This window comes from Nocardioides sp. Root140 (assembly GCF_001426745.1).
Taxonomy (GTDB): domain Bacteria; phylum Actinomycetota; class Actinomycetes; order Propionibacteriales; family Nocardioidaceae; genus Nocardioides.
In genome coordinates this window covers 293,992-315,073 of sequence record NZ_LMFI01000010.1, presented here as the reverse complement: position 1 = coordinate 315,073, position 21,082 = coordinate 293,992, and the positions used below count along the sequence as shown (strand labels likewise).

Below are 21,082 nucleotides of genomic sequence, written 5' to 3'. Positions count from 1 at the left end.
CGTTCGGTCACACGCGGTTGGTGTGTTCGGCGATCGACAGGGCGAAACGTTGTTCGAGGGGTGTGCCGTCGATGAGGGCGTCACCGAGTGCCTCGTGGACGGGGTGGGTTCCGGTGGGGTCGACGAGTCGGTGGGCCTTGTGGGGTGAGCGCCAGACGTAGGTGCCTGGCTTGGGTTCTCGCACGGTGAANCTCGTGGACGGGGTGGGTTCCGGTGGGGTCGACGAGTCGGTGGGCCTTGTGGGGTGAGCGCCAGACGTAGGTGCCTGGCTTGGGTTCTCGCACGGTGAAGTGGGCGTGGGTCTTCACCCGGTGTTGGTAGCGGCCCAGTGGGGCGGAGTTGTGCACGCCGGTCTGGGCCGATGGCGCCGTCGGGTCGTGGTCATAGGGAACGGGGTGGTCGTAGTCGACGCGTCGGCTCACGGTGGTGGAGTGTGGGAAGGCGGTGCGGGGGCTGAGCAGCTGGATCCGGTCCTTGAGCCATTGCGGGTGCACGTAGGTCGCGGTCGGGGTGGTCTGGTTGAGGTCGATCACCTCGGTGACCTGGACCAGGGCTGTGCCGAGCATCGGCCCGAGGTTGTCTGGGAGCATCGGGCCGGCGTCCTCGACCTTGGCCACGGTCCCGCGTCCGGTGGGGTGGCTGGTGGACAGGGCGGCCTGGTGGAGGTGGACGTAGACCACGGCCCGGGGACGCAGCTTGGTCGGGTCGATCGAGCGGAGCGTGTCGAGCAGATGCTCCGGGAACCCCTCGGCCCAGGCCACCGGTGACGAGCCGGGGTCCGCGTCATCCGGCTCGTGGTCGGCTCCGGTCTGGTTGTCGTCGCGGGCCGCGTCGCCCTTGCCGGCGGGCTCACTGTTGCTGGGCTGGCCCGGGCTGGCCCTGGTCGTCGCTGCCGCCGTCGTCCGCGGCGGCGTCGTTGTCGGTGTTACCGGCTTCGTCCTCGTCGTCGTTGGCTTCGTCGTGGCCGTTGCCGGGCTGGTCCTGCTCGGTGGACTGTGGGCCGGGGTCGGGGTCCTCGGCGTGCTCGAGCAGCAACGCGAGCAGCTCCGCGGGACGTGCCAGCCATCCGAAGGCTTCGGCACGCCTCGTGTCGAGGGACCGGTAGGGGTTCTCTTCGGCCTTGTCGCGGGCGGCGAGGATGTCGGCGACCCGGTTCAGCATCGCATCGACCCAGACCGCGTCACCGTTCTCGACCCGGGCGATCACGTGCCGCAACCCGGCCGCGTCCATCCGCCCCAGGGACACGAACCTGCGTTCGCGGGCCTCGCGGGTGCGGATCTCGTGCAACTGTGGGTTGGCCTCGATGACCTTCGCCTCACACGCCTCCAGCACCACCGAGGGCTGCTCCCCGGCCAGGGCCTCGGCGACTGCCGCGTCCACGTAGGCGGCGTCCTCGGCATTGAGGTGCCGGGTCAGGCGGGCGATCCGGCGGGCCACCCAGGCCTCACACCGCAGGGTCTTCAGCACGGCCCAGCACTTCGGCAGCCGGTGCACCAGGNTTGAGGTGCCGGGTCAGGCGGGCGATCCGGCGGGCCACCCAGGCCTCACACCGCAGGGTCTTCAGCACGGCCCAGCACTTCGGCAGCCGGTGCACCAGGTCCAGCCCGTCGGCGACCAGCCAGCGGGTGGCCATCGGGTGCGTCTGCCGACTGATGGCCAGCTCGGCCAGGCAGAGGTCTTGGACCAGTGGGGTGCCGGCACCGCCGACCGGGATGAGTTTCGCCATGCCGGGGAACTGCCGCGCCGCGGGCCAGGTCTTCGGGTCCTCCTCGTGCAGCTCGGCCCACCGGACCCCCAATGCCAGGTCGTCGAGCTCGGATCCACGNCCGGGGAACTGCCGCGCCGCGGGCCAGGTCTTCGGGTCCTCCTCGTGCAGCTCGGCCCACCGGACCCCCAATGCCAGGTCGTCGAGCTCGGATCCACGGCGCAGACGCAGGGCATCTTCGACGAACAGCAACGTGCCGCCCGCGTCGAGATCCTCCGTTTCCACCATGCCTCAAACTCAAGCACTCGCCACCGACAACGAACCCCCGAAAACCCCTGGAACACAGGGGATGTGGAGAACTTTCCCGAAAAGTTTCGGGTGGCCCGGCCAGGCGCGGTCGATCGTGGGTTGGTTTCGAGACAGGCGCTGGCGCGCCTTCCTCAACCAACGAAGCGGCAGCGCGGGCACCGCAGACCACGAGAGCGCAGCGCGCCTTCCTCAACCAACGAGGGCGGTGCGGGGCGAGCAGTCAGTCGGCGGGGACCTCTGACTCGGCCTCGGCGAAGGGGTGCTCCTCGACGAAGGTGCGGGCCTCGGCGTACATGCGCTGGATGTAGTCCTCCAACTGCTGGGCCTCCACCCTCCACTGGCCACGCCCACCGATCTTGATCGCCGGCAGATCGCCGCGCCGCACGAGGGCGTAGACCTGTGCGGCAGACGTGTTGAGCACCTCGGCCACGTCGGGCAGCGTGAGGAAGCGCGGTGTTGCGGGCATGGGGCCAACTCTGCCATCCCGGGCCGCCTTTGGCGCGGGCCGGGCCGATCCCTGTGGACAACGAGATGACGGATCGGCGCATCTCGCCCATGATGTCGGGGTGAGCACACATCTCGGGAAGACAGATGCTCCCCCTGCGGCGCGGGCCGCCACCTCCGGTTGGCGTGACCCGCGGCTGTGGATCGGGGTGGCCCTGGTGGCTGCCTCGGTGCTGATCGGCGCGCGGGTGCTGGGGGCGGCCGACGACACCATCGAGGTCTGGTCGGCACGCGCCGACCTGCCTCCCGGCGAGCAGGTCAGCGAGAACGACCTGGTCGTTCGACGCGTCCACTTCGACGGTGACGACGCCGACCTCTACCTGCGCAGCGACAAGGGGCTGCCCGACCAGAGCACCCTCACCCGGGGCGTCGGCGCGGGCGAACTGCTGCCGAAGGCGGCCCTGGGCGAGGCTGACGAGCTGCGCCAGGTGTCCCTGACGTTCACTGCGGCCAACGGAAACCTGCTCATCAAGCCAGGCGCTGTCCTGGACGTCTGGTCGTCACCGCCCGACTCGGGTGACGCGGGCGCCGCGCTCAAGGGGACGACCAAGCTGCTCGACGACGTCGTGGTGATCAAGGCGCCAGCCGTCGACGAGTCCTTCGGCGTCGGAGGAACCCGGGAGATCCTGGTGGGGGTGCACGACCTGAGTGACACACAGCTCCAACGCGTATTCAGCGCCCTCAGCAACGGCCAGGTCTGGTTCGCCGAGCAGTGAGCACGGCGATGGATGGTGGCTCCTCCCGCACCTGCGTCCTGGTGCTGGCCGCCGGAGCGCCCTGGGAGTCGGCCGCGCTGCCGGCCCTGTCCTCCCGGCCGGGAATCGTGGTGCTCAAGCGCTGCGTCGACGTCACCGACCTGATGGCCGCCGCGACCACCGGCGAGGCCGGTGTCGCGGTGCTGTCGCTCGACGTCCCGGGCCTGGACACGGCGGCGGTTGACCACCTGCGGCGCCACGGCATCGAGCCGGTGGCGGTGCTCGCCGACCCCGGCCGCGAGGACCTTCGTGACCGGCTCCACCGGCTGGGCATGACCTTCGCCATCGGCACCTCACAGATGGCGCACCTTCCCGACGCCGTGCTCGCGGCGGCCTCGGCCGATCGCCAGGAGTCCGTTCCGACACGGGCCGGTCCGGTGGTCGGGCCGGGCCGTGGCCGCACTGTGGTGGTGTGGGGTCCCACCGGAGCACCGGGCCGTACGACGATCGCCCTCGCCGTGGCCGGTGAGATGGCGCGGCGAGGAGCAGCTCCTCTCGTGCTCGACGTCGACCCGTGGGGCGGCTCGGTGGGACAGCACCTCGGCATGCTCGAAGAGGTGTCCGGCCTGCTCGCCTGCGCCCGGATGTCGACCTCGGGTGACCTGCCCGGCGCCTACATGGGCCTGCAGCGCCGGGTCGCGGGCCTTCGAGTGGTGACCGGCCTGCCTCGCGCCGACCGGTGGGTCGAGGTGCGCACGGGTGTCGTCGAGCAGCTCATCGACCTTGGGCGACGCCAGGGCGAGGTCGTGGTCGACACCGGCTTCGCGCTCGAGGAGGACATCAACGCCGAGCTGGCCGGGCGCCCCGGTCGCAACACCATGACGCACGAGGCGATCGGGCTGGCCGACGACCTGGTGGTGGTGGGCAGTGCCGACCCGGTCGGCCTGTCACGCCTGGCACGTGGCCTGGTCGAGTTGCGTGAAGTGACCGGAGGCCGGCCCGTGCACGTCGTCGTCAACCGCATGCGGTCCTCGCTCGGATGGTCCGAGGCAGACGTCGCGGGCATGCTCGGCGGGTTCGCCGAGCTGGCCGGGCTCCACTTCCTGCCTGACGACCGCGCGACGACCGACCGCGCCCTGCTGGCCGGGCGAACCCTCGGCGAGCTGGGGGAGAGCACCCTGTCGCGCGCGGTGTCCGGACTGGTCGACGGACTGCGCCCCGGCACCGGCCGGGTCAGCAAGCGCCGGCTCAGGAGCTGAAGAGCAGCGCCAGTCCGCCGATGGTGAACCCGACCATCACGACGAGCATCGAGAGCTGTCCGGTGAGCTGGTGTCGCTTCGGCAGCAGCCGTACGGCCCGGTCGTGCGCGGCGACCACGGCCACCACGTGGCCGACGATCACGCCGAGCACCTTGGTCACGGCCAGGAACGTGGGGTGGTAGCTGAGCCAGTAGTTGATCGCCCGGTCACCGGTGCCGAGCACGTTCGACCCGTTGCTCAGCGGGTCGCTGAGCAGGATCACGGTCTGCTGGCCGTACTCCACCAGGTAGGTCAGGTAGTGGGCCACCACGTAGCCGACCACGATCGGGATCAGCGAGTGCGCGAACTCCCCGGGCAGCTCCGTACGCCGGAAGCCGGCGTGGATTCCGGTGAGCATCGTGGCGGCGGCGAACAGAACTCCGACCACCAGGATGAAGCCGACCAGCCCGCCGAGGTTGACCAGGTTGCCGTTGAGGTCGGTGGTCTGTGACCAGATCGTCCAGCGGTTCGAGCCCTTGAAGGAGTCGAAGGCGGTGCTGCCGAGGAGCACGGACCCGACCGCGAGGAGACCAGGTCGGACGGGCATCAGGTCGAGGTTGGCCAACGGGCTGCGCATCACGAGCCGGCCCTCGTGGCGCCCCCACACGGAGAGGTGGCCGACCAGGGTGGAGAAGACCTCGAACGGGTCGGCGCGCTCGTAGAACCGGTTGCCGAACAGCGCGCCGCCGATGAGCATCACGCCGACGTAGATCGCACACCACAGGCGCAGCGGGCCGAGCTCGGAGTTGAACGGGTAGACCAGCTCGAACCAGACGAACGCGAAGAGCCCGAGTGCGGCAGGCCAGTAGCCGAGCCGGTCGGGGAAGCGGAAGAGCCCGACGTCGGGGTCGGAACCGGAGACCTTGGCCAGGGCCCAGTTGATCGACCGGACCGGGCTGATCGCCTTGTAGAACGGGCCGAACGCCAACGACATGGGCACGATGCCGACCCAGAGCAGGACGAAGAACACCCCGAAGATCGGGTTGATCGCGAGGTCCTTGCCGAACACGCCCGCGACGGCGACGTACAGGAAGAAGGAGAAGCCCCAGAGCCGGGCCACGAGCTTGAACCACGTGCTGTCCACGATCGTGGCCAGCAGCGGCGGCGCCGGCTTCGGCTGCTCGCCGATGTTGAAACGGGGAGCGCGCCAGGCGAGGGCGAGGACGGTGAACGAGATCGCCAGGGCAGCGCAGGCTCCGGCGATGGCGTACTCGGCGGGGATCGGGAGATCCTTCGCGCCGCCCACGCCGTGGGCGAAGAACTGCACGGTCAGCGAACCTCGAGCTCGACGATGGTCTTCTCGAGCGCGTGCGACTCGACCGCGAAGATGCCCGGCTTGTCGAAGCTCACGTCATGCGTGGACGTGCCCGCGTCGTACGCGATCTCCTGCTCGGGCTTGGAGTGGATGTGGATCTCGCCGGCCTCGTCGGCGTCGATCACGAACTCCACCTTCTGGTTCAGCGAGACGTCGTAGCGCTTGCCGTTCGGCTCGACCGTGTCGCCCTTGATCGTGACGTTGATGACAGAGGCGTCCTTGGTGCTGGTGCCGCCCTTGTCGCCCGACTCCTCGGAACTGCACGCGGAGACCGCGGTGAGGCTGATCAGGACGGCGGCGGCCCCGGCGGCCAACCTTCGACGACGGTGCACTGCGACTCCTCCAGACGATGGACGTGGCCCCGGTCGGGCAGGTCCTCTGCAAGAATCCCATGCAGGACAAATTGCTTGGAACAGGGGTGAGTGGAATGACCGAGCGTCTACGGTCCAGGGACTTGGCGTTCCTGGACACCGAATCGGCGTCCACGCCCATGCACAACGCCACCCTCGAGATCTTCGAGCCGGGGGAGTCGGGCTTCGACTACCAGACCCTGGTCGACCTGATCGGGGAGCGCATCGCGTTCGTGCCGCGCTACCGCCAACGCATCCAGCAGGTGCCGGGACGCTTCGCCAACCCGGCGTGGATCGACGACGCGCGCTTCGACCTCGGCTTCCACGTGCGCCGTTCGGGCCTGCCCCGACCCGGCACGATCGAGCAGCTGCGTGAGCTGGTCTCGCGGATCATGAGTCGCCAGCTCGACATGAGCCGGCCCCTGTGGGAGGTCTACTTCATCGAGGGCCTGGCCGACGGCAAGGTGGCAGTGCTCTCCAAGTCGCACCAGATCCTGGTCGACGGCGTCGAGACCGTCGACCTCGGCCAGGTGCTGCTCGACACCAAGGCCGAGCCGAAGTCCCTGGAGCCCGACGACTGGGCGCCCCGCCGTGCGCCGTCCCCCATGGGACTGACCACGGACGCCGTCCTCGACAACCTGCGCTCGCCGGCCGTGCTGATGTCCACCACCCTGAGCACGGTCGACGCCGCGACCCGGCGCATCGCCGAGGCACGCCAGCGCACCCGCACGGTCGTCAATGCGCTGGCCAACCGAAGGCCCGCCCCCGAATCGCCGATCTCGGCCGAGCTCTCCGAGCAGCGCCGCTTCGTCACCGTCTCCACCGACCTGGAGGACTACCGCCGGATCCGCAAGGCACACGGCGGCTCGGTCAACGACGTCATCCTGGCCACCGTGACCGGCGCCCTGCGCAGTTGGCTGATGGCCCGCGGGACCTCGTCGTCGGCGATGCGGTCGCTGCGCGCGATGGTCCCCATGTCGGTGATCGACGACGAGCTCGAGGCCACCTCGCTGGGCACCCAGATCACCGGTCACCTCGTCACCCTGCCGATCGGCGAGGCCAGTCCGGTGATCCGCCTGCACCAGGTCTCCTACGCGTTCAAGAGCCACCGCGAGACCGGTCGCGCCGTCGCCGCCAACCGGCTGGCCGGCATCGCCGGGTTCGCCCCGACCACGTTCCACGCACTCGGCTCCCGGGTCGCGGCACTCCAGCAACGCAAGGGGTTCCACCTCACGATCACCAACGTGCCCGGGCCGCAGTTCCCGCTCTACGCGGCGGGTGCCCGCATGGTCGAGACCTATCCGGTGCAACCGTTGCTGCCCGGCCAGGCGCTCGCCATCGGTGTCACGTCGTACGACGGACGCGTCCACTACGGCATCACCGCCGACCGTGACGCCCTGCCCGACGTGGCGGTCCTCGGTCAGTGCGTCAAGGAGGCCCTCGACGAGCTGCTCGACTCGGCCAGCGACGACCGTCCGCGCGCGCCCCGGGGCCGCCGTCGTACGACGGAGCGCAAGCTGTGAGCACCCGGGTCTACCTGCCGTTGACCGCCGAGCGGCTGGCCGCGTTGGTCGCCGACGCGCGTCTCCCCGGGCCGCTCGACGCGCACGCGGTCACCGAGGGGCTGCGCGACTCGTGGCCGGACGGCGACGACGAGGGGTGGGAGTACGCCGCACTCTCCGCGGCCGCCGACGAGTCGTGGTCCCTGCGTGGTGTAGGTGCCCGTCGCATCGTCGTGGCCGCCGACGTGGGCTCCGTGGAGTCCCGCGAGATGGAGGGCGAGCCGACCGCGGTGCGCGTGACGGGTGACCTGACGTGGAAGCACGTCGCGGCCGCCCACGTCGACGTCGACGACCAGACCGACGCCACGGTGGAGGGCTCCGAGCTGGCCTGGTTCGCGACGCAGGAGATCGCCGACCTGGCCTGAGCCCGGAAGCAGGCTGAGCGGGGAGGCATTTGAGAGCAACCTCACTCTCTGACACGATCGCGCCATGGACGCAATCACCTTTCCCCCGGCTCCCACCAACGAGCCGAACCTGACCTACGCACCGGGCAGCCCCGAACGGGCCGAGCTGGTGGCGGAGATCGACAAGCTCCAGCGCAAGCAGCACACCCTCCGTGCGGTCATCGGTGGGCGCCGGAAGTCCGGCGGCGGCGCGGAGATCAAGGTCGTGCAGCCGCATGACCACCAGCACGTGCTCGGCACGCTGAAGAGCGCGACCGGCAAGGACGCCGACGCGGCGATCAAGGCCGCGGCCAAGGCGGCCCCCGACTGGCGGGCGATGCCGTTCGACGAGAAGTGCGCGATCATGCTGAAGGCGGCTGACCTGTTGGCCGGGCCGTGGCGCCAGCGGATCAACGCGGCCACCATGCTGGGGCAGGGGAAGACCGCGTTCCAGGCCGAGATCGACGCGGCGTGCGAGCTGATCGACTTCTGGCGGTTCAACGTCCACTACGCCAAGCAGATCCTCACCGACCAGCCGATCGCGAACAGCCCCGGCATCTGGAACCGCACCGACCACCGCCCGCTCGAGGGCTTCGTCTACGCGATCACGCCGTTCAACTTCACCGCGATCGCCGGCAACCTGCCCACCGCTCCGGCGTTGATGGGCAACACGGTCATCTGGAAGCCGTCGACCACCCAGCAGCTCGCCGCGTCACTGACGATGGAGCTGCTCGAGGAGGCCGGCATGCCGCCGGGCGTGATCAACATGCTGCCGGGCCACGGTGCCGACGTCTCCGACGTGGCGCTCAAGCACCCCGACCTGGCCGGCATCCACTTCACCGGCTCGACCGCGGTCTTCCAGCACCTGTGGAGCACGGTCGGTGCCAACATCGCGGGCTACCGCTCCTACCCACGCATCGTGGGGGAGACCGGTGGCAAGGACTTCATCATCGCCCACCCCTCGGCCGATCCCGACGTCACGCGGGTCGCGATGATCCGTGGTGCCTTCGAGTACCAGGGCCAGAAGTGCTCGGCCGCGTCGCGGGCCTACGTCGCGAAGTCGGTGTGGGACAAGATCAAGGACCAGCTGGTCGCCGACGTCGAGGCGCTGCCGATGGGCGACGTGCGCGACTTCTCCAACTTCATGGGCGCCGTGATCGACGACCGGGCCTTCGCCAAGCACAAGGCGGCGATCACCCGGGCCAAGCGCACCAAGCACCTGACCGTCGTCGCCGGTGGCACCTACGACGACTCGGTGGGCTACTTCGTCCGGCCGACCGTGGTCACCTCCACCGACCCGACCGACCAGATGTTCACCACCGAGTACTTCGGCCCGATCCTGGCCGTGCACGTCTACGACGACCAGGACTTCGAGAAGGTCGTGCTGCAGGCCGAGTCGGCCTCGCCGTACGCCCTGACCGGCGCGATCATCAGCCAGGACCGGGCGGCGATCGCGTGGGCCCGCAAGGTGCTGCGCTTCGCGGCCGGCAACTTCTACATCAACGACAAGCCGACGGGTGCGGTCGTCGGGCAGCAGCCGTTCGGCGGTGCCCGCGCCTCGGGCACCAACGACAAGGCCGGGGCACCGAGCAACCTCATGCGCTGGACCTCGCCGCGCTCGATCAAGGAGACCTTCGTGCCGCCGAAGGACTTCCGCTACCCGCACATGGACACCGACGCCTGACCCTGCAGAGGAAGCATGACGGCCCCGGTGGGACACTGGGGCCGTCATGACTTCACTGATCACTGCCCTGCACATGGGCCAGTTGCACGCCTACGAGCAGTGGCTCGTGGTGGCCGTGGCGTTCGGACCGTTCCTGGTCCTGGCAGCCGTCGTGTACGTCGTACGACGCCGCGACATCGCAGCAGAGCCGCCCGGTGATGAAGGCGACGAGGTCAGCTCCACTCGCCCGCGAGCCACTTGACGCCCACCTTGTTCTCGGCCTTGAAGCCCTTGGCCAGCAACCCGACGATGAGGTCCTCGACCTTGCCGCCGACCAGCGGGATCTTCACCTGTACGGCGAGGTCCAGGGTCTCGACGACGTCGTCCCCGCGCTGTTCGATGCGGGCGGTGCCCTTCATGTCCCCGGGCTTGCCGGGAATCGTGACCTCGACGTCGGCAGCGGTGTCGGAGGTCCACTTCTCGACCTGCACGATCGGGATCTCGTCGCCGACGAACTTCTTGGCGAACGACGGCACCCGGTCGGTGCCGTGCACGATCTCGACCTCGATCTTCTTCGCGGGCACCTCACCCGACACGGTGACGGTCCTGCGGACGACGCCCTGGTAGTCGGCGACCGCCTCGCGGAAGGCCGGGTCGGAGACCATGGCGACCACCTGTTCGACGGTCGCCCCGGGGTAGGTCAGTTCGTGCGTGAGCTTCTTCATCGGTTTCCTTCCAGCCAGGCGACACCGACACCGTGCTCGGTGTTCCAGCCGTCCTTGAGCTTGTCGGCAATGAGCTTCTCGATCTTGCCACCGATCAACGGGATCCTGGCCGTGGCCTCGCCGTCGAAGGTGTCGAGGGTGGCGTCGCCGTCCGCGACCAGGCGGCGGGTGCCGGTGATGCTGCCGGGCTTCCCGGGGATGGTGACCGAGAACTCGGCGGTCGTGCCCTGCGACCACTGCTCGGCCTGGATGGCGTGACTGGTCTCGCCGGCGAACTTCCTGGCGAACGACGGGATGTCGGTGTTGGGCTGGACCATGTCGATGTTGACCGACTCGCCCTCGACCGTGACGTCGAGCGAGATGACCTCCTGGGCCTGCGACGCCCTCTCGCGGAAGGCGGGGTCGGTGAGCATCGCGTATACCTCGCCGACCGGGGCGTCGTACCTGACGGAGTGCTGGATCTTCATGCCGCACATCATGGCCGAATTCGCGGTCGACGCCTAACGTTTCGATGACGTTCCCGCCGCGTCGGGGGCTGGTGTTGTCGCCGTCACACTCCCGGCCCTAGTGTCGAGTTGTGTCGAACACCCTCGATGACAACAAGTCCACGCTGATCGCCAAGGCCACCGATCTGGCCACGCATCGCAAGGGCACCGGCGGACCCCCGCTCGAGCTCGTTCCAGCGATGCTGAAGGCCTACTACCGCCACGTCGCGCCCGAGGACGTGTGCGACCGCAGTGAGGTCGACCTCTACGGAGCCCTGGCCAGCCACTGGCGGCTGGCCCAGAACCGACCGCAGGGTACGGCCAACGTGCGTGTGTTCACCCCGACGGTGCAGGAGCACGGCTGGTCGGCCAACGCGCACTCGGTCGTCGAGGTGGTCACCGACGACATGCCGTTCCTGGTCGACTCGGTGACCATGGCTCTGGCCGAGCAGCAGCGCAACCTGCACGTGATCGTGCACCCGCACTTCGACGTGGTGCGCTCGATCACCGGTGACCTCCAGGACACCGCCGTCGCCCAGGACGGCGTCGCCGCGTCCGAGGGCGACCAGTCGGTCCGTGAGTCGTGGATGCACGTCGAGATCGACCGCATCCCCGAGGGCGACGACGTCGCCGAGATCGAGGCCGCCCTGCACAAGGTGCTGCGCGACGTCCGCGAGGCCGTCGAGGACTGGCAGCGCATGCACGACAAGATCCGGGAGATCGTCGAGGACCTCTCCACGGACCCGCCGCCCCTGCCTGAGGACGAGCTCCAGCAGGGTCGAGACCTGCTGACCTGGCTCGCCGACGACCACTTCACCTTCCTGGGCTACCGCGAGTACCGCCTCGACGTCGTCAACGGCGAAGACGTGCTGCGCGCCGTGCCCGGCACCGGCTACGGCATCCTGCGCTCCGACCCCGACCTGACCACGTCGACCGCGAAGCTGCCGGCCCTGGTCAAGGCGAAGGCTCGCGAGAAGGTGCTGCTGGTGCTGGCCAAGGCCAACTCCCGCGCCACCGTGCACCGCGACGCCTATCTCGACTACGTCGGCGTCAAGGTCTTCGACGAGGCCGGCGAGGTGGTCGGCGAACGACGCTTCCTCGGGCTCTTCTCCAGTGCCGCCTACACCGAGTCGCTGACCCGCATCCCGCTGCTGCGCGAGAAGGCCAGCCAGGTGATGAGCCGGGTCGGCTTCGAGCCGCACAGCCACGCCGGCAAGGCGTTGATGGACACCCTCGAGAACTACCCCCGCGACGAGCTGTTCCAGACCCCGGTCGACCAGCTCAGCGAGATCGCGGAAGCCGTCATGTACACCCGCGAACGGCGCCAGCTGCGGCTGTTCATCCGCCGCGACACCTACGGCCGCTACCTCTCGTGCCTGGTCTACCTGCCCCGCGACCGCTACAACACGACCGTCCGTGAGCGGATCGCCGCGATCCTGCGCGACCGGCTCGGCGGCGACTCCGTCGAGTTCACGGTCCGGGTCAGCGAGTCCAACATGGCCCGGGTCCACTTCGTCGTACGCCCTCCGAAGGACGGGTTCGTCGACGACGTCGACGCCGCCGAGCTCGAGCGGCAGCTGGTCGAGGCGGCCCGGTCTTGGCAGGACGACTTCACCAGCGCCGTGGTCAGCGAGTACGGCGAGGAGACCGGCGCGCGACTCAGCCGCTCCTACGTCGAGTCGTTCCCCGAGGCCTACAAGGAGGACTTCGCGCCCCGCACCGGTGCCGTCGACCTCGGTCGGCTCGAGGCCCTGACGGGTGACGAGGGGATCGACCTCTCGCTCTACGTACCGGTCGACGCCGACCGTGGTGAGGCCCGGCTGAAGATCTACCGGATCGGCTCGCCCCTGTCGTTGAGCCAGATCCTGCCGATGCTGAGCTCCATGGGCGTCGAGGTGGTCGACGAGCGGCCCTACGAGCTCGAGATGCTGCGGCGGCCCTCGCACATCTACGAGTTCGGCCTCTCCTACCACCGCGACCTGCCGCCGAACGCCCGCGAGCTCTTCCAGGACGCGATCCGCGCCGTCTGGGAGGGCCGCAACGAGATCGACGGCTTCAACGCCCTGGTGCTGGCCGCCGAGCTGACCTGGCGCCAGGCCACCGTGTTGCGTGCGTTCGCGAAGTACATGCGCCAGGGCGGTACGCCGTTCGCGCAGGACTACATCGAGGACGCGCTGCGCAACAACGTCGACATCACCCGGCTGCTGGTGCAGCTGTTCGAGGCCCGGTTTGACCCGGCCTCCGACACCGACGCCGACGCGATCTGCAAGCGCATCGACCGGGCCCTCGACGACGTGGCCAGCCTCGACCAGGACCGCATCCTCCGGTCCTACCGCACGATCATCGACGCCACCCTGCGCACGAACTACTTCCAGGAGGGCGGCAGCAAGCCCTACATCTCCTTCAAGCTCGAGCCGTCGGCGATCCCCGACCTGCCCGAGCCGCGGCCCAAGTACGAGATCTTCGTCTACTCGCCGCGGGTCGAGGGCGTGCACCTGAGGTTCGGCGCGGTCGCCCGCGGCGGCCTGCGCTGGTCCGACCGACGCGACGACTTCCGCACCGAGGTGCTCGGCCTGGTCAAGGCGCAGATGGTGAAGAACACCGTCATCGTCCCGGTCGGCTCGAAGGGCGGCTTCTTCTGCAAGCAGCTCCCCGACATGTCCGACCGGGAGGCCTGGCTGGCCGAGGGCATCACCTGCTACAAGACCTTCATCTCGGGAATGCTCGACATCACCGACAACCTGGTCAACGGGGAGACCGTGCCTCCCGTCGACGTGGTCCGCCACGACGGTGACGACTCCTACCTCGTGGTCGCGGCCGACAAGGGCACCGCGTCGTTCTCCGACATCGCCAACGGAGTCGCGGCCGACTACGGCTTCTGGCTCGGCGACGCGTTCGCCTCCGGCGGCTCGGTGGGCTACGACCACAAGGGCATGGGCATCACCGCCCGCGGCGCCTGGGTGTCGGTGCAGCGCCACTTCCGTGAGATGGGTGTCGACTGCCAGTCCGAGGACTTCACCGCGGTCGGCGTCGGTGACATGTCCGGCGACGTCTTCGGCAACGGCATGCTGTGCTCCGAGCACACCCGACTGGTGGCCGCGTTCGACCACCGCGACATCTTCCTCGACCCGACGCCAGACGCCGCGACGTCGTACGTCGAACGCCGTCGGCTCTTCGACCTGCCGCGCTCGTCGTGGCAGGACTACGACAGGCCGCTGATCTCCGAGGGTGGCGGCGTCTTCCCCCGCTCGCTGAAGTCGATCCCGCTGACGCCCCAGGTGTGCGAGGCGCTCGACATCGACGCCGCCATCACGTCGATGGCCCCGAGCGACCTGATGAAGGCGATCCTCAAGGCGCCCGTCGACCTGCTCTGGAACGGCGGCATCGGCACCTACGTCAAGTCCGCCGACGAGACCCACGCCGACGCGGGCGACAAGGCCAACGACACCATCCGCATCAACGGCGAGGAGCTGCGGGTGCGTTGTGTCGGCGAGGGCGGCAACCTGGGCCTGACCCAGCTCGGCCGCATCGAGTACGCCGAGAACGGTGGACGCATCAACACCGACTTCATCGACAACTCGGCCGGTGTCGACACCTCCGACCACGAGGTCAACATCAAGATCCTGCTCGACGGTGTGGTGCGCGACGGCGACCTCACCCTCAAGCAACGCAACGAGCTGCTGGCCACGATGACCGACGAGGTCGCCGATCTGGTGCTGCGCGACAACTACGAGCAGAACCTCGCACTGGCCAACGCGGTGGCGCACTCCGGACCGTTGCTGCACGTCCACGAGGACTGGATGAAGGATCTCGAGCGCCGGGGCGTGCTCAACCGCGACCTCGAGGCACTGCCGACCTCGCGCCAGGTGCGTCGCCGCCTCGACCGCGGTGAGGGCCTGCGACTGCCCGAGCTGTGCGTGCTGATGGCGTGGACCAAGATCGTGCTGGCCGACGAGCTGCTCGCCTCCGACCTGCCCGACGACCCCTACCTGCGGGCCGACCTGTTCGCCTACTTCCCCAAGAAGATGCGCCAGGGCTACCGCAACCAGATGGAGACCCACCCGCTGCGCCGCGAGATCATCGTGACCCAGGTGGTCAACGACCTGGTCAACGGTGCGGGCATCACGTTCTGGCCCCGGCTGGCCGGTGAGACCGGGGCCTCGGCCGCCGAGCTGACCCGCGCCAACTTCGTGGCCCGCGAGATCTTCGGGTCCCTGGCGCTGCGAGACGAGATCGCGTCCTACGACAACCGGATTCCGGCCGACGTCCAGACCCGCATGCGCATCGAGATGCGCACCCTGGTCGAGCGGGCCTCACGCTGGTTGGTCAACAACCGCCGGCCACCCATCGACAGTGAGGCGACCGTCGACTTCTTCTCGGTGACCGTGCAGAAGGTGATGGCCGAGCTGCCGACACTGATGTCGGGGGGCCTGCTGGCGGCGTTCGAGGAGCGCAAGGGCGGGCTCGTCGAACGTGGCGTCCCGGAGGACCTCGCCGAACGCGTCGCGGTGCTTCCGCCGGCCTACATGGCCCTGGGCATCGTCGAGACCGCCGTCGCCATCGACGTCGACCCCTTCGAGGTGGCCCGCGTGCACTTCGCACTGGGGGAGCGGCTCGGACTGCCGTTGCTGGTCGGACGCATCCTCGGGCTGCCGCGGGCCGATCGTTGGCAGACCATGGCGCGGGCTGCGCTGCGCGACGACCTGTACGCCGTGCACGCCCAGCTGACCGCACAGGTGCTCACCTCGACCTCGACCGACGACTCGGCAGCGGCACGCATCGCCGACTGGGAGGACGAGGACGAGGTGGTCATCACCCGTGCGGTCGCGACCCTGCAGGAGATCTGCTCCGACGACGACGCCGACCTGGCCCGCATGTCGGTGGGGCTGCGGCTGGTGCGCGGGTTGCTCGCGACCTCCTGAGTCTTCACCTCGTGGTTGCCGTCGGTACGCCGAGTGGTCGGTCGTCTCCGGTTGCGTGACAGGGGCGCGACATCTGCTGCGCCCCTGACACCTCGGAGGTAACCCACGATGCGACTGCCCTCACGGCGTCTCATGATTCCGCTCGCGATCGGTGCCCTCGCACTCGGTGCGAGCGCGACCTACGCTGACGGCACCGACCTCAGCCAGCACGGCGCCGCCCAGCGCAACACGGGCGACAAGGCCGCCGCGTTGAAGGCGGAGGTCAAGAAGAAGGCCAAGGCAAAGAACGTCATCCTGCTCATCGGTGACGGCATGGGGGACTCGGAGATCACCGTCGCCCGCAACTACGCAGAAGGCGCCGCCGGGCAGTTCGCGGGCATCGACGCCCTCCCCGTCACGGGCAGCTACACGACCTACTCCCTGCAGAAGGGCACGACCAGGATCGACTACGTGCCCGACTCCGCCGCGACCGGCAGCGCGTGGGCCACCGGCACGAAGACGTACGACGGCGCGATCTCCGTCGACACCTACGGCAAGGACCAGGAGACCATCCTGGAGTGGGCCAAGGACCAGGGCCTGAAGACCGGCAACGTCAGCACCGCCGAGCTCCAGGACGCGACGCCGGCCGTGCTGGCCTCCCACGTCACCGGGCGCAAGTGCTACGACCCGGCCTCGACGCTGGCCCAGTGCCCCACGAACGCCAAGGAGAACGGAGGCAAGGGGTCGATCACCGAGCAGCTCATCGAGACCCGGGCCGACGTCACCCTCGGTGGCGGCAAGACCTCGTTCACCAAGCAGGCCACGGTCGGCGAGTACGCCGGCAAGACGCTGCTCGCCCAGGCCCAGGAGCGCGGCTACCAGGTGGTCGAGGACGCCGACGCCCTCGAGGGTGTCCGCGCCGCCGACCAGGAGAAGCCGGTGCTCGGACTGTTCGCCGACGGCAACATGCCGGTCCGCTACAAGGGCCCGATCGCGGCACACGGCGGCACCGGCGCTCCGGTCGAGTGCACCGACAACCCCGACCGCCCGGCCACCCAGCCGAACCTCGCGCAGATGACCGAGAAGGCGATCGACCTGCTGGACAACAGGAACGGCTTCTTCCTCCAGGTCGAGGGCGCGAGCATCGACAAGGAGGACCACGGTGCCAACGCGTGTGGCCAGATCGGTGAGACCGTCGACCTCGACGAGGCCGTGCAGAAGGCCCTCGAGTTCGCGAAGGCCGACGGCAACACCCTGGTCATCGTCACCGCCGACCACGCGCACACCAGCCAGATCATCGAGGCCAATGCCGTCACGCCCGGCCTGACCGCGAACCTGGTCACCGCGGACGGCCAGCCGATGACGATCAACTACGCCACCTCCGACACTCCTGGATCGATGTCCCACACCGGTGCGCAGCTGCGGATCGCGGCGTACGGCCCGGGCTCGGCGAACGTGTCCGGCCTGACCGACCAGACCGACACCTACTTCACCATCCGCCACGCACTCGAGGGCAAGCGTCGGCACTGATTGGCACCAGCGTCTCGCGCACGGCGGGCCCGACACGGTCATTGGAGGATGCAATGACAGTTTCGGGCCCGCTAGCGTCAGGCCGCATGGCAGCTATCGAGGTCACTGACCTGACGATGGTCTACGGGGACCTGAAGGCCGTGGACGGGGTGAGCTTCGAGGTGGCCGAGGGCGAGTTCTTCGGCATCCTCGGGCCGAACGGGGCGGGCAAGACGACGACCCTCGAGATGATGGAGGGCCTGCGCAAGCCGCACTCGGGGTCGGTCCGGTTGCTGGGGGCGAGCCCCTGGCCGCGCAACTCCGCGCTGCTGCCGCGGATCGGCGTACAACTTCAGGCGTCCGCGTTCTTCGAGCGGCTGACCGCCCGCGAGCAGCTGCACACCTTCGCCGCGATGTACGACGTCTCGACGGCACAGGCCGACGACTGGCTCGAGCGGGTCGGGCTCACCGACAAGGCCGACACCCGCACCGAGAACCTCTCCGGCGGCCAGGCACAACGGCTCTCGATCGCCTGCGCGCTGGTGCACGAGCCCGACGTGGTGTTCCTCGACGAGCCGACCGCATCGCTCGACCCGCAGGCCCGCCGCAACCTCTGGGACCTGCTCGCCGGGCTCAACGAGTCGGGTCGCACCGTCGTGCTGACCACGCACTACATGGACGAGGCCGAGGTGCTCTGCGACCGGGTCGGGATCATGGACCGCGGCCGGATCCTCGAGCTCGACACCCCGGCCGAGCTGATCCGCGGCCTGGACGCACCGGTGCGGATCAGCGTCGCCGCCCACCTGCTCGCGCACGATGCGGCCCGGGCTCTGCCCGGGGTGGACCACGTCGACGGAGACCAGTCGTCGGTGGTGCTCACGACCCAGCAACCGTCGGCCGTGCTGACGGCGCTGGCCGGGCAGGACGCCCTCGAGGGACTGCAGGTGCGCGGTGCCACCCTGGAGGACGTCTTCCTGGACCTCACCGGGCGGGAGTATCGAGCATGAACGCCTTCAAGGCCCTCTCGATCGCGATCGCCAAGGGATTCTTCCGCGACAAGGCGTCGGTGTTCTTCGCGATCATCTTCCCGCTGATGTTCCTGGTGCTCTTCGGGGGCATCTTCAACGACGAGGACACCCCGAAGGCGGAGTTGCTCCAGATCGGTGACGTCTCGCTGATCGACGACCTGCCGGCCGACGCCCGCAAGGCCTTCGACGACTCGTTCGACGTGAAGAAGGTCGACGACCGGGGCGACGCGCTCGACGAGGTGCGCAAGGGCGACGCCGACGCCGCGGTCGAGATGAGGGGCGACGAGCTGATCGCCCACTACACGCAGACCGACCAGGTGCGGGCCGCGACGACGGCGGGCACCCTGAGCGCCTTCGTGGACGCCGCGAACGTCCGGGCCAGCGGCCAGGAGCCGAAGTTCTCCTTCCGGGCGGAGGCGGTCGAGGACGACTCGCTGACCACGATCCAGTTCGTCACGCCCGGGCTCCTCGGGTGGGCGATCGCGATGAGCGCGGCGTTCGGCGCCGCGGCGACCCTGCAGGGCTGGCGGCAGAGCAAGCTGCTGCGTCGGCTCCAGCTCGCGCCGGTGAGGACCGGGTCGATCGTGGGCGCCCGCATCTTCGTGACGGTGGCGGTCGCCCTGGTGCAGATGGCGATCTTCCTCGGACTGGGTGCGGGCGCGTTCGGCCTGAAGCTGACCGGCAACTGGTGGCTCGCGATCCCGCTGATCATCTGCGGAACCCTGTGCTTCATGGCGCTCGGCCTGCTGGCCGGTGCGTTGGCCAAGACCACGGAGGGCGCGGTCAACCTGGCCAACTTCTTCGTGATGCCGATGGCCTTCCTGAGTGGGTCGTTCTTCCCACTGGACGGCGCGCCCGGCTGGTTGCAGTTCCTCTCGAAGCTGCTGCCCCTGCGACATCTCAACGACGGCATGCTCGACGTGATGGTGCGCGGCGAGGGCCTGGCTGCGGCGCTGCCGGTGGCCGGCATCCTGCTCGCCTTCACCGCGGTGATCGGGCTGGTGGCCGTGAAGCTGTTCCGCTGGGAGACGGTCTAGCCTGCACTGGTGAACTTGCTGTTGCAGACCCCGGGCGCCCTGCTGCGCCGCCACGTCCTACGACGGCGCAGCGCCACCGACAGCCCGCTGCGCGACCACACCGTCCTGATCACCGGTGCGTCGTCCGGCATCGGGGAGGCGACGGCGTACGCCGTGGCGCGGTGCGGAGCCCACGTGGTCCTGGTGGCCCGGCGGGCCGACGAGCTGCGGCGCGTGGTCGATGCGATCGCCGCCGAGGGTGGCCGGGCGACCGCCCACGCGGTCGACCTCACTGACGGCGACGCCGTCGACGCGCTCATCGCGTCCCTGCTCGCGGAGCACGGCGCGATCGACTACCTGGTCAACAACGCCGGCCGGTCGATCCGTCGGTCGCTGGCCCTGTCCTACGACCGCATGCACGACTTCGAACGCACCATGGCGATCAACTACTTCGGCCCGGTCCGGCTGATCCTCGGCCTGCTGCCCGCCATGCGCGAGCAGCAGTTCGGCCACGTGGTGAACATCGTGACGTGGGGAGTGCAGGTCAAGGCCCCGAAGTTCGCGGCGTACATCGCCTCCAAGACCGCCCTCGACACGTTCTCCCGCATCGCCGGCCGCGAGGCGTGGGACGACAACGTGACGTTCACCAACATCCGCATGGCGCTGGTGCGGACGCCCATGGTGGCGCCCACCGAGGCGTACGCCGACGCCCGCTCCGAGTCACCGGAGCAGGCCGCCGCCAAGGTCGTGCGGGCGCTCGAGGACCGCCCGCTGACCGTCAACACCCTGGCGGGCGCCGTGTCAGAGGTGATGAACCTTGTCGCGCCACGGCTGATGGACCTTGCCTTCGCCCGCTTCGACCAGAGGTTCCCGGACTCGCAGGCGGCTACGGCCGGTGCGCGGCGAGGGTGACCACGAAGCACGCGCCCACCGGAGTGTCGGCCAGTTCGAGGGTGCCGCCCTGCGCCGTCATGCGCTCGCGCGCCAGGTAGAGGCCCAGGCCCTGGCCGTCGGAGTTGTCGCTGCGTACGCCGCGTCGGAAGACGTCGGCGCGGATCTCCGGGGCAACTCCGGGCCCGTCGTCGGAGACCGCGATCGTGATGACGTCGCCCACCTCCTCGACGGCGACAGTGATCGGCGCACCCTTGCCGTGCCTCACCGCGTTGGTCAGGAGGATGTTGACCGCCTCCGACAGGCCGTCGGTGTCCCCGATCGCCCGGAGATCGCTGGCCTGCCACTCGACGGTGTGGCCGAGGAGGCGCCGGACCGTGACCAGCGGCAGCAGCAGCTCGTCGAGGTCGAGCACGCACACGGAGCCGTCCCGCGCGTCGGAGAGCAACCTGTCGAGGCGACCCAGCTCGGAGCTGAGCATCGTCTCCAGGGTGCGCGCCTGGTCCTCACCCAGGTCGCCCCCGTGCGTCAGGAGCAGGCGTGCGGCCGCATTGACCCCCGCGATCGTGCCGCCCATCTCATGAATCGTCTCTTCGTATTCCCGGACCCGCGCCTCGGCCAGCCTCAGCCGTGCCTGCATGGTCTGGGAAACACCCCCACAGGTGTTCATTCCCCATGTCCTTATCCCCGTAGCGCCGTGCCGGACAGCACGACACGTCGACACTAACCATGGGCGAGGGGGC

17 protein-coding genes and 1 pseudogene are annotated in these 21,082 nt (G+C 69.3%); 11 read left to right on the top strand and 7 right to left on the bottom strand.

What is annotated here, in order from left to right:
* Window positions 1–191: 191 nt before the first annotated feature.
* Window positions 192–761 (bottom strand): annotated as a pseudogene (locus ASD30_RS11895) (hypothetical protein); the annotation flags it as partial.
* A 1,473-nt stretch (window positions 762–2,234) separates the two neighbouring features.
* The gene (locus ASD30_RS11880) at window positions 2,235–2,480 is read right to left on the bottom strand and encodes a helix-turn-helix domain-containing protein (RefSeq protein ID WP_056681534.1); all 246 of its coding nucleotides are present in this window, start codon (window positions 2,478–2,480) and stop codon (window positions 2,235–2,237) included.
* Between the two features lie 100 nt (window positions 2,481–2,580).
* Between ASD30_RS11880 and ASD30_RS11875 the strand changes: the two genes are divergently transcribed.
* Both ASD30_RS11875 and ASD30_RS11870 read left to right on the top strand, forming a co-directional pair.
* Complete coding sequence (locus tag ASD30_RS11875; RefSeq protein ID WP_156388509.1) at window positions 2,581–3,234, top strand: hypothetical protein; 654 nt, start codon at window positions 2,581–2,583, stop codon at window positions 3,232–3,234.
* Between the two features lie 8 nt (window positions 3,235–3,242).
* Window positions 3,243–4,472, top strand: coding sequence for an AAA family ATPase (locus ASD30_RS11870; protein WP_235532574.1), 1,230 nt, complete (start codon window positions 3,243–3,245; stop codon window positions 4,470–4,472).
* Here the strand turns inward: ASD30_RS11870 and ASD30_RS11865 are convergent.
* Window positions 4,462–5,778 carry a hypothetical protein gene (locus ASD30_RS11865; protein WP_235529935.1) on the bottom strand — a complete coding sequence of 439 codons (1,317 nt, stop codon included), beginning with the start codon at window positions 5,776–5,778 and terminating at the stop codon, window positions 4,462–4,464. The two genes, ASD30_RS11870 and ASD30_RS11865, sit on opposite strands and share 11 nt — an antisense overlap.
* 2 nt (window positions 5,779–5,780) lie before the next feature.
* Complete coding sequence (locus ASD30_RS11860; RefSeq protein ID WP_056681530.1) at window positions 5,781–6,158, bottom strand: hypothetical protein; 378 nt, start codon at window positions 6,156–6,158, stop codon at window positions 5,781–5,783.
* A 59-nt stretch (window positions 6,159–6,217) separates the two neighbouring features.
* Between ASD30_RS11860 and ASD30_RS11855 the strand changes: the two genes are divergently transcribed.
* From ASD30_RS11855 to ASD30_RS11840, 4 genes are all read left to right on the top strand, one after another.
* Window positions 6,218–7,699: a WS/DGAT/MGAT family O-acyltransferase gene (locus ASD30_RS11855; RefSeq protein ID WP_321163485.1), complete on the top strand. Its 1,482-nt coding sequence runs from the start codon at window positions 6,218–6,220 to the stop codon at window positions 7,697–7,699.
* Complete coding sequence (locus tag ASD30_RS11850) at window positions 7,696–8,103, top strand: DUF6912 family protein (protein WP_056681528.1); 408 nt, start codon at window positions 7,696–7,698, stop codon at window positions 8,101–8,103. The genes ASD30_RS11855 and ASD30_RS11850 overlap by 4 nt, the downstream gene beginning before the upstream one ends.
* A 64-nt stretch (window positions 8,104–8,167) precedes the next feature.
* On the top strand, window positions 8,168–9,805 hold the full coding sequence (gene pruA / locus ASD30_RS11845) for an L-glutamate gamma-semialdehyde dehydrogenase (RefSeq protein ID WP_056681527.1): 1,638 nt from the start codon (window positions 8,168–8,170) through the stop codon (window positions 9,803–9,805).
* Window positions 9,806–9,851: 46 nt separating this feature from the next.
* Window positions 9,852–10,046: a hypothetical protein gene (locus tag ASD30_RS11840; RefSeq protein ID WP_056681526.1), complete on the top strand. Its 195-nt coding sequence runs from the start codon at window positions 9,852–9,854 to the stop codon at window positions 10,044–10,046.
* Here ASD30_RS11840 and ASD30_RS11835 read toward each other — a convergent pair.
* Together ASD30_RS11835 and ASD30_RS11830 are read right to left on the bottom strand one after the other, a co-directional pair.
* Window positions 10,018–10,509, bottom strand: a complete 492-nt coding sequence (locus ASD30_RS11835; RefSeq protein WP_056681525.1) for a DUF2505 domain-containing protein — start codon at window positions 10,507–10,509, stop codon at window positions 10,018–10,020. The genes ASD30_RS11840 and ASD30_RS11835 overlap by 29 nt on opposite strands.
* On the bottom strand, window positions 10,506–10,976 hold the full coding sequence (locus tag ASD30_RS11830; RefSeq protein WP_056681524.1) for a DUF2505 domain-containing protein: 471 nt from the start codon (window positions 10,974–10,976) through the stop codon (window positions 10,506–10,508). The genes ASD30_RS11835 and ASD30_RS11830 overlap by 4 nt, the downstream gene beginning before the upstream one ends.
* A gap of 110 nt (window positions 10,977–11,086) precedes the next feature.
* Between ASD30_RS11830 and ASD30_RS11825 the strand changes: the two genes are divergently transcribed.
* The 5 genes from ASD30_RS11825 (at window position 11,087) to ASD30_RS11805 (ending at window position 20,360) form a co-directional block, all read left to right on the top strand.
* Window positions 11,087–15,916, top strand: coding sequence for an NAD-glutamate dehydrogenase (locus ASD30_RS11825; RefSeq protein WP_056681523.1), 4,830 nt, complete (start codon window positions 11,087–11,089; stop codon window positions 15,914–15,916).
* 108 nt (window positions 15,917–16,024) lie between these two features.
* Window positions 16,025–17,425 carry an alkaline phosphatase gene (phoA, locus tag ASD30_RS11820; RefSeq protein WP_082563790.1) on the top strand — a complete coding sequence of 467 codons (1,401 nt, stop codon included), beginning with the start codon at window positions 16,025–16,027 and terminating at the stop codon, window positions 17,423–17,425.
* An 86-nt stretch (window positions 17,426–17,511) separates the two neighbouring features.
* A complete protein-coding gene (locus ASD30_RS11815) occupies window positions 17,512–18,411 on the top strand; it encodes an ABC transporter ATP-binding protein (RefSeq protein ID WP_082563789.1) in 900 nt (299 codons plus the stop codon).
* Entirely contained in the window at window positions 18,408–19,469 is a 1,062-nt protein-coding gene (locus ASD30_RS11810; protein ID WP_056681520.1) for an ABC transporter permease, read from the top strand. The genes ASD30_RS11815 and ASD30_RS11810 overlap by 4 nt, the downstream gene beginning before the upstream one ends.
* A 9-nt stretch (window positions 19,470–19,478) precedes the next feature.
* Window positions 19,479–20,360 carry an SDR family NAD(P)-dependent oxidoreductase gene (locus tag ASD30_RS11805; protein ID WP_235532573.1) on the top strand — a complete coding sequence of 294 codons (882 nt, stop codon included), beginning with the start codon at window positions 19,479–19,481 and terminating at the stop codon, window positions 20,358–20,360.
* Here the strand turns inward: ASD30_RS11805 and ASD30_RS11800 are convergent.
* Window positions 20,335–20,979: a sensor histidine kinase gene (locus ASD30_RS11800; protein ID WP_162250956.1), complete on the bottom strand. Its 645-nt coding sequence runs from the start codon at window positions 20,977–20,979 to the stop codon at window positions 20,335–20,337. The genes ASD30_RS11805 and ASD30_RS11800 overlap by 26 nt on opposite strands.
* Window positions 20,980–21,082: the final 103 nt, after the last annotated feature.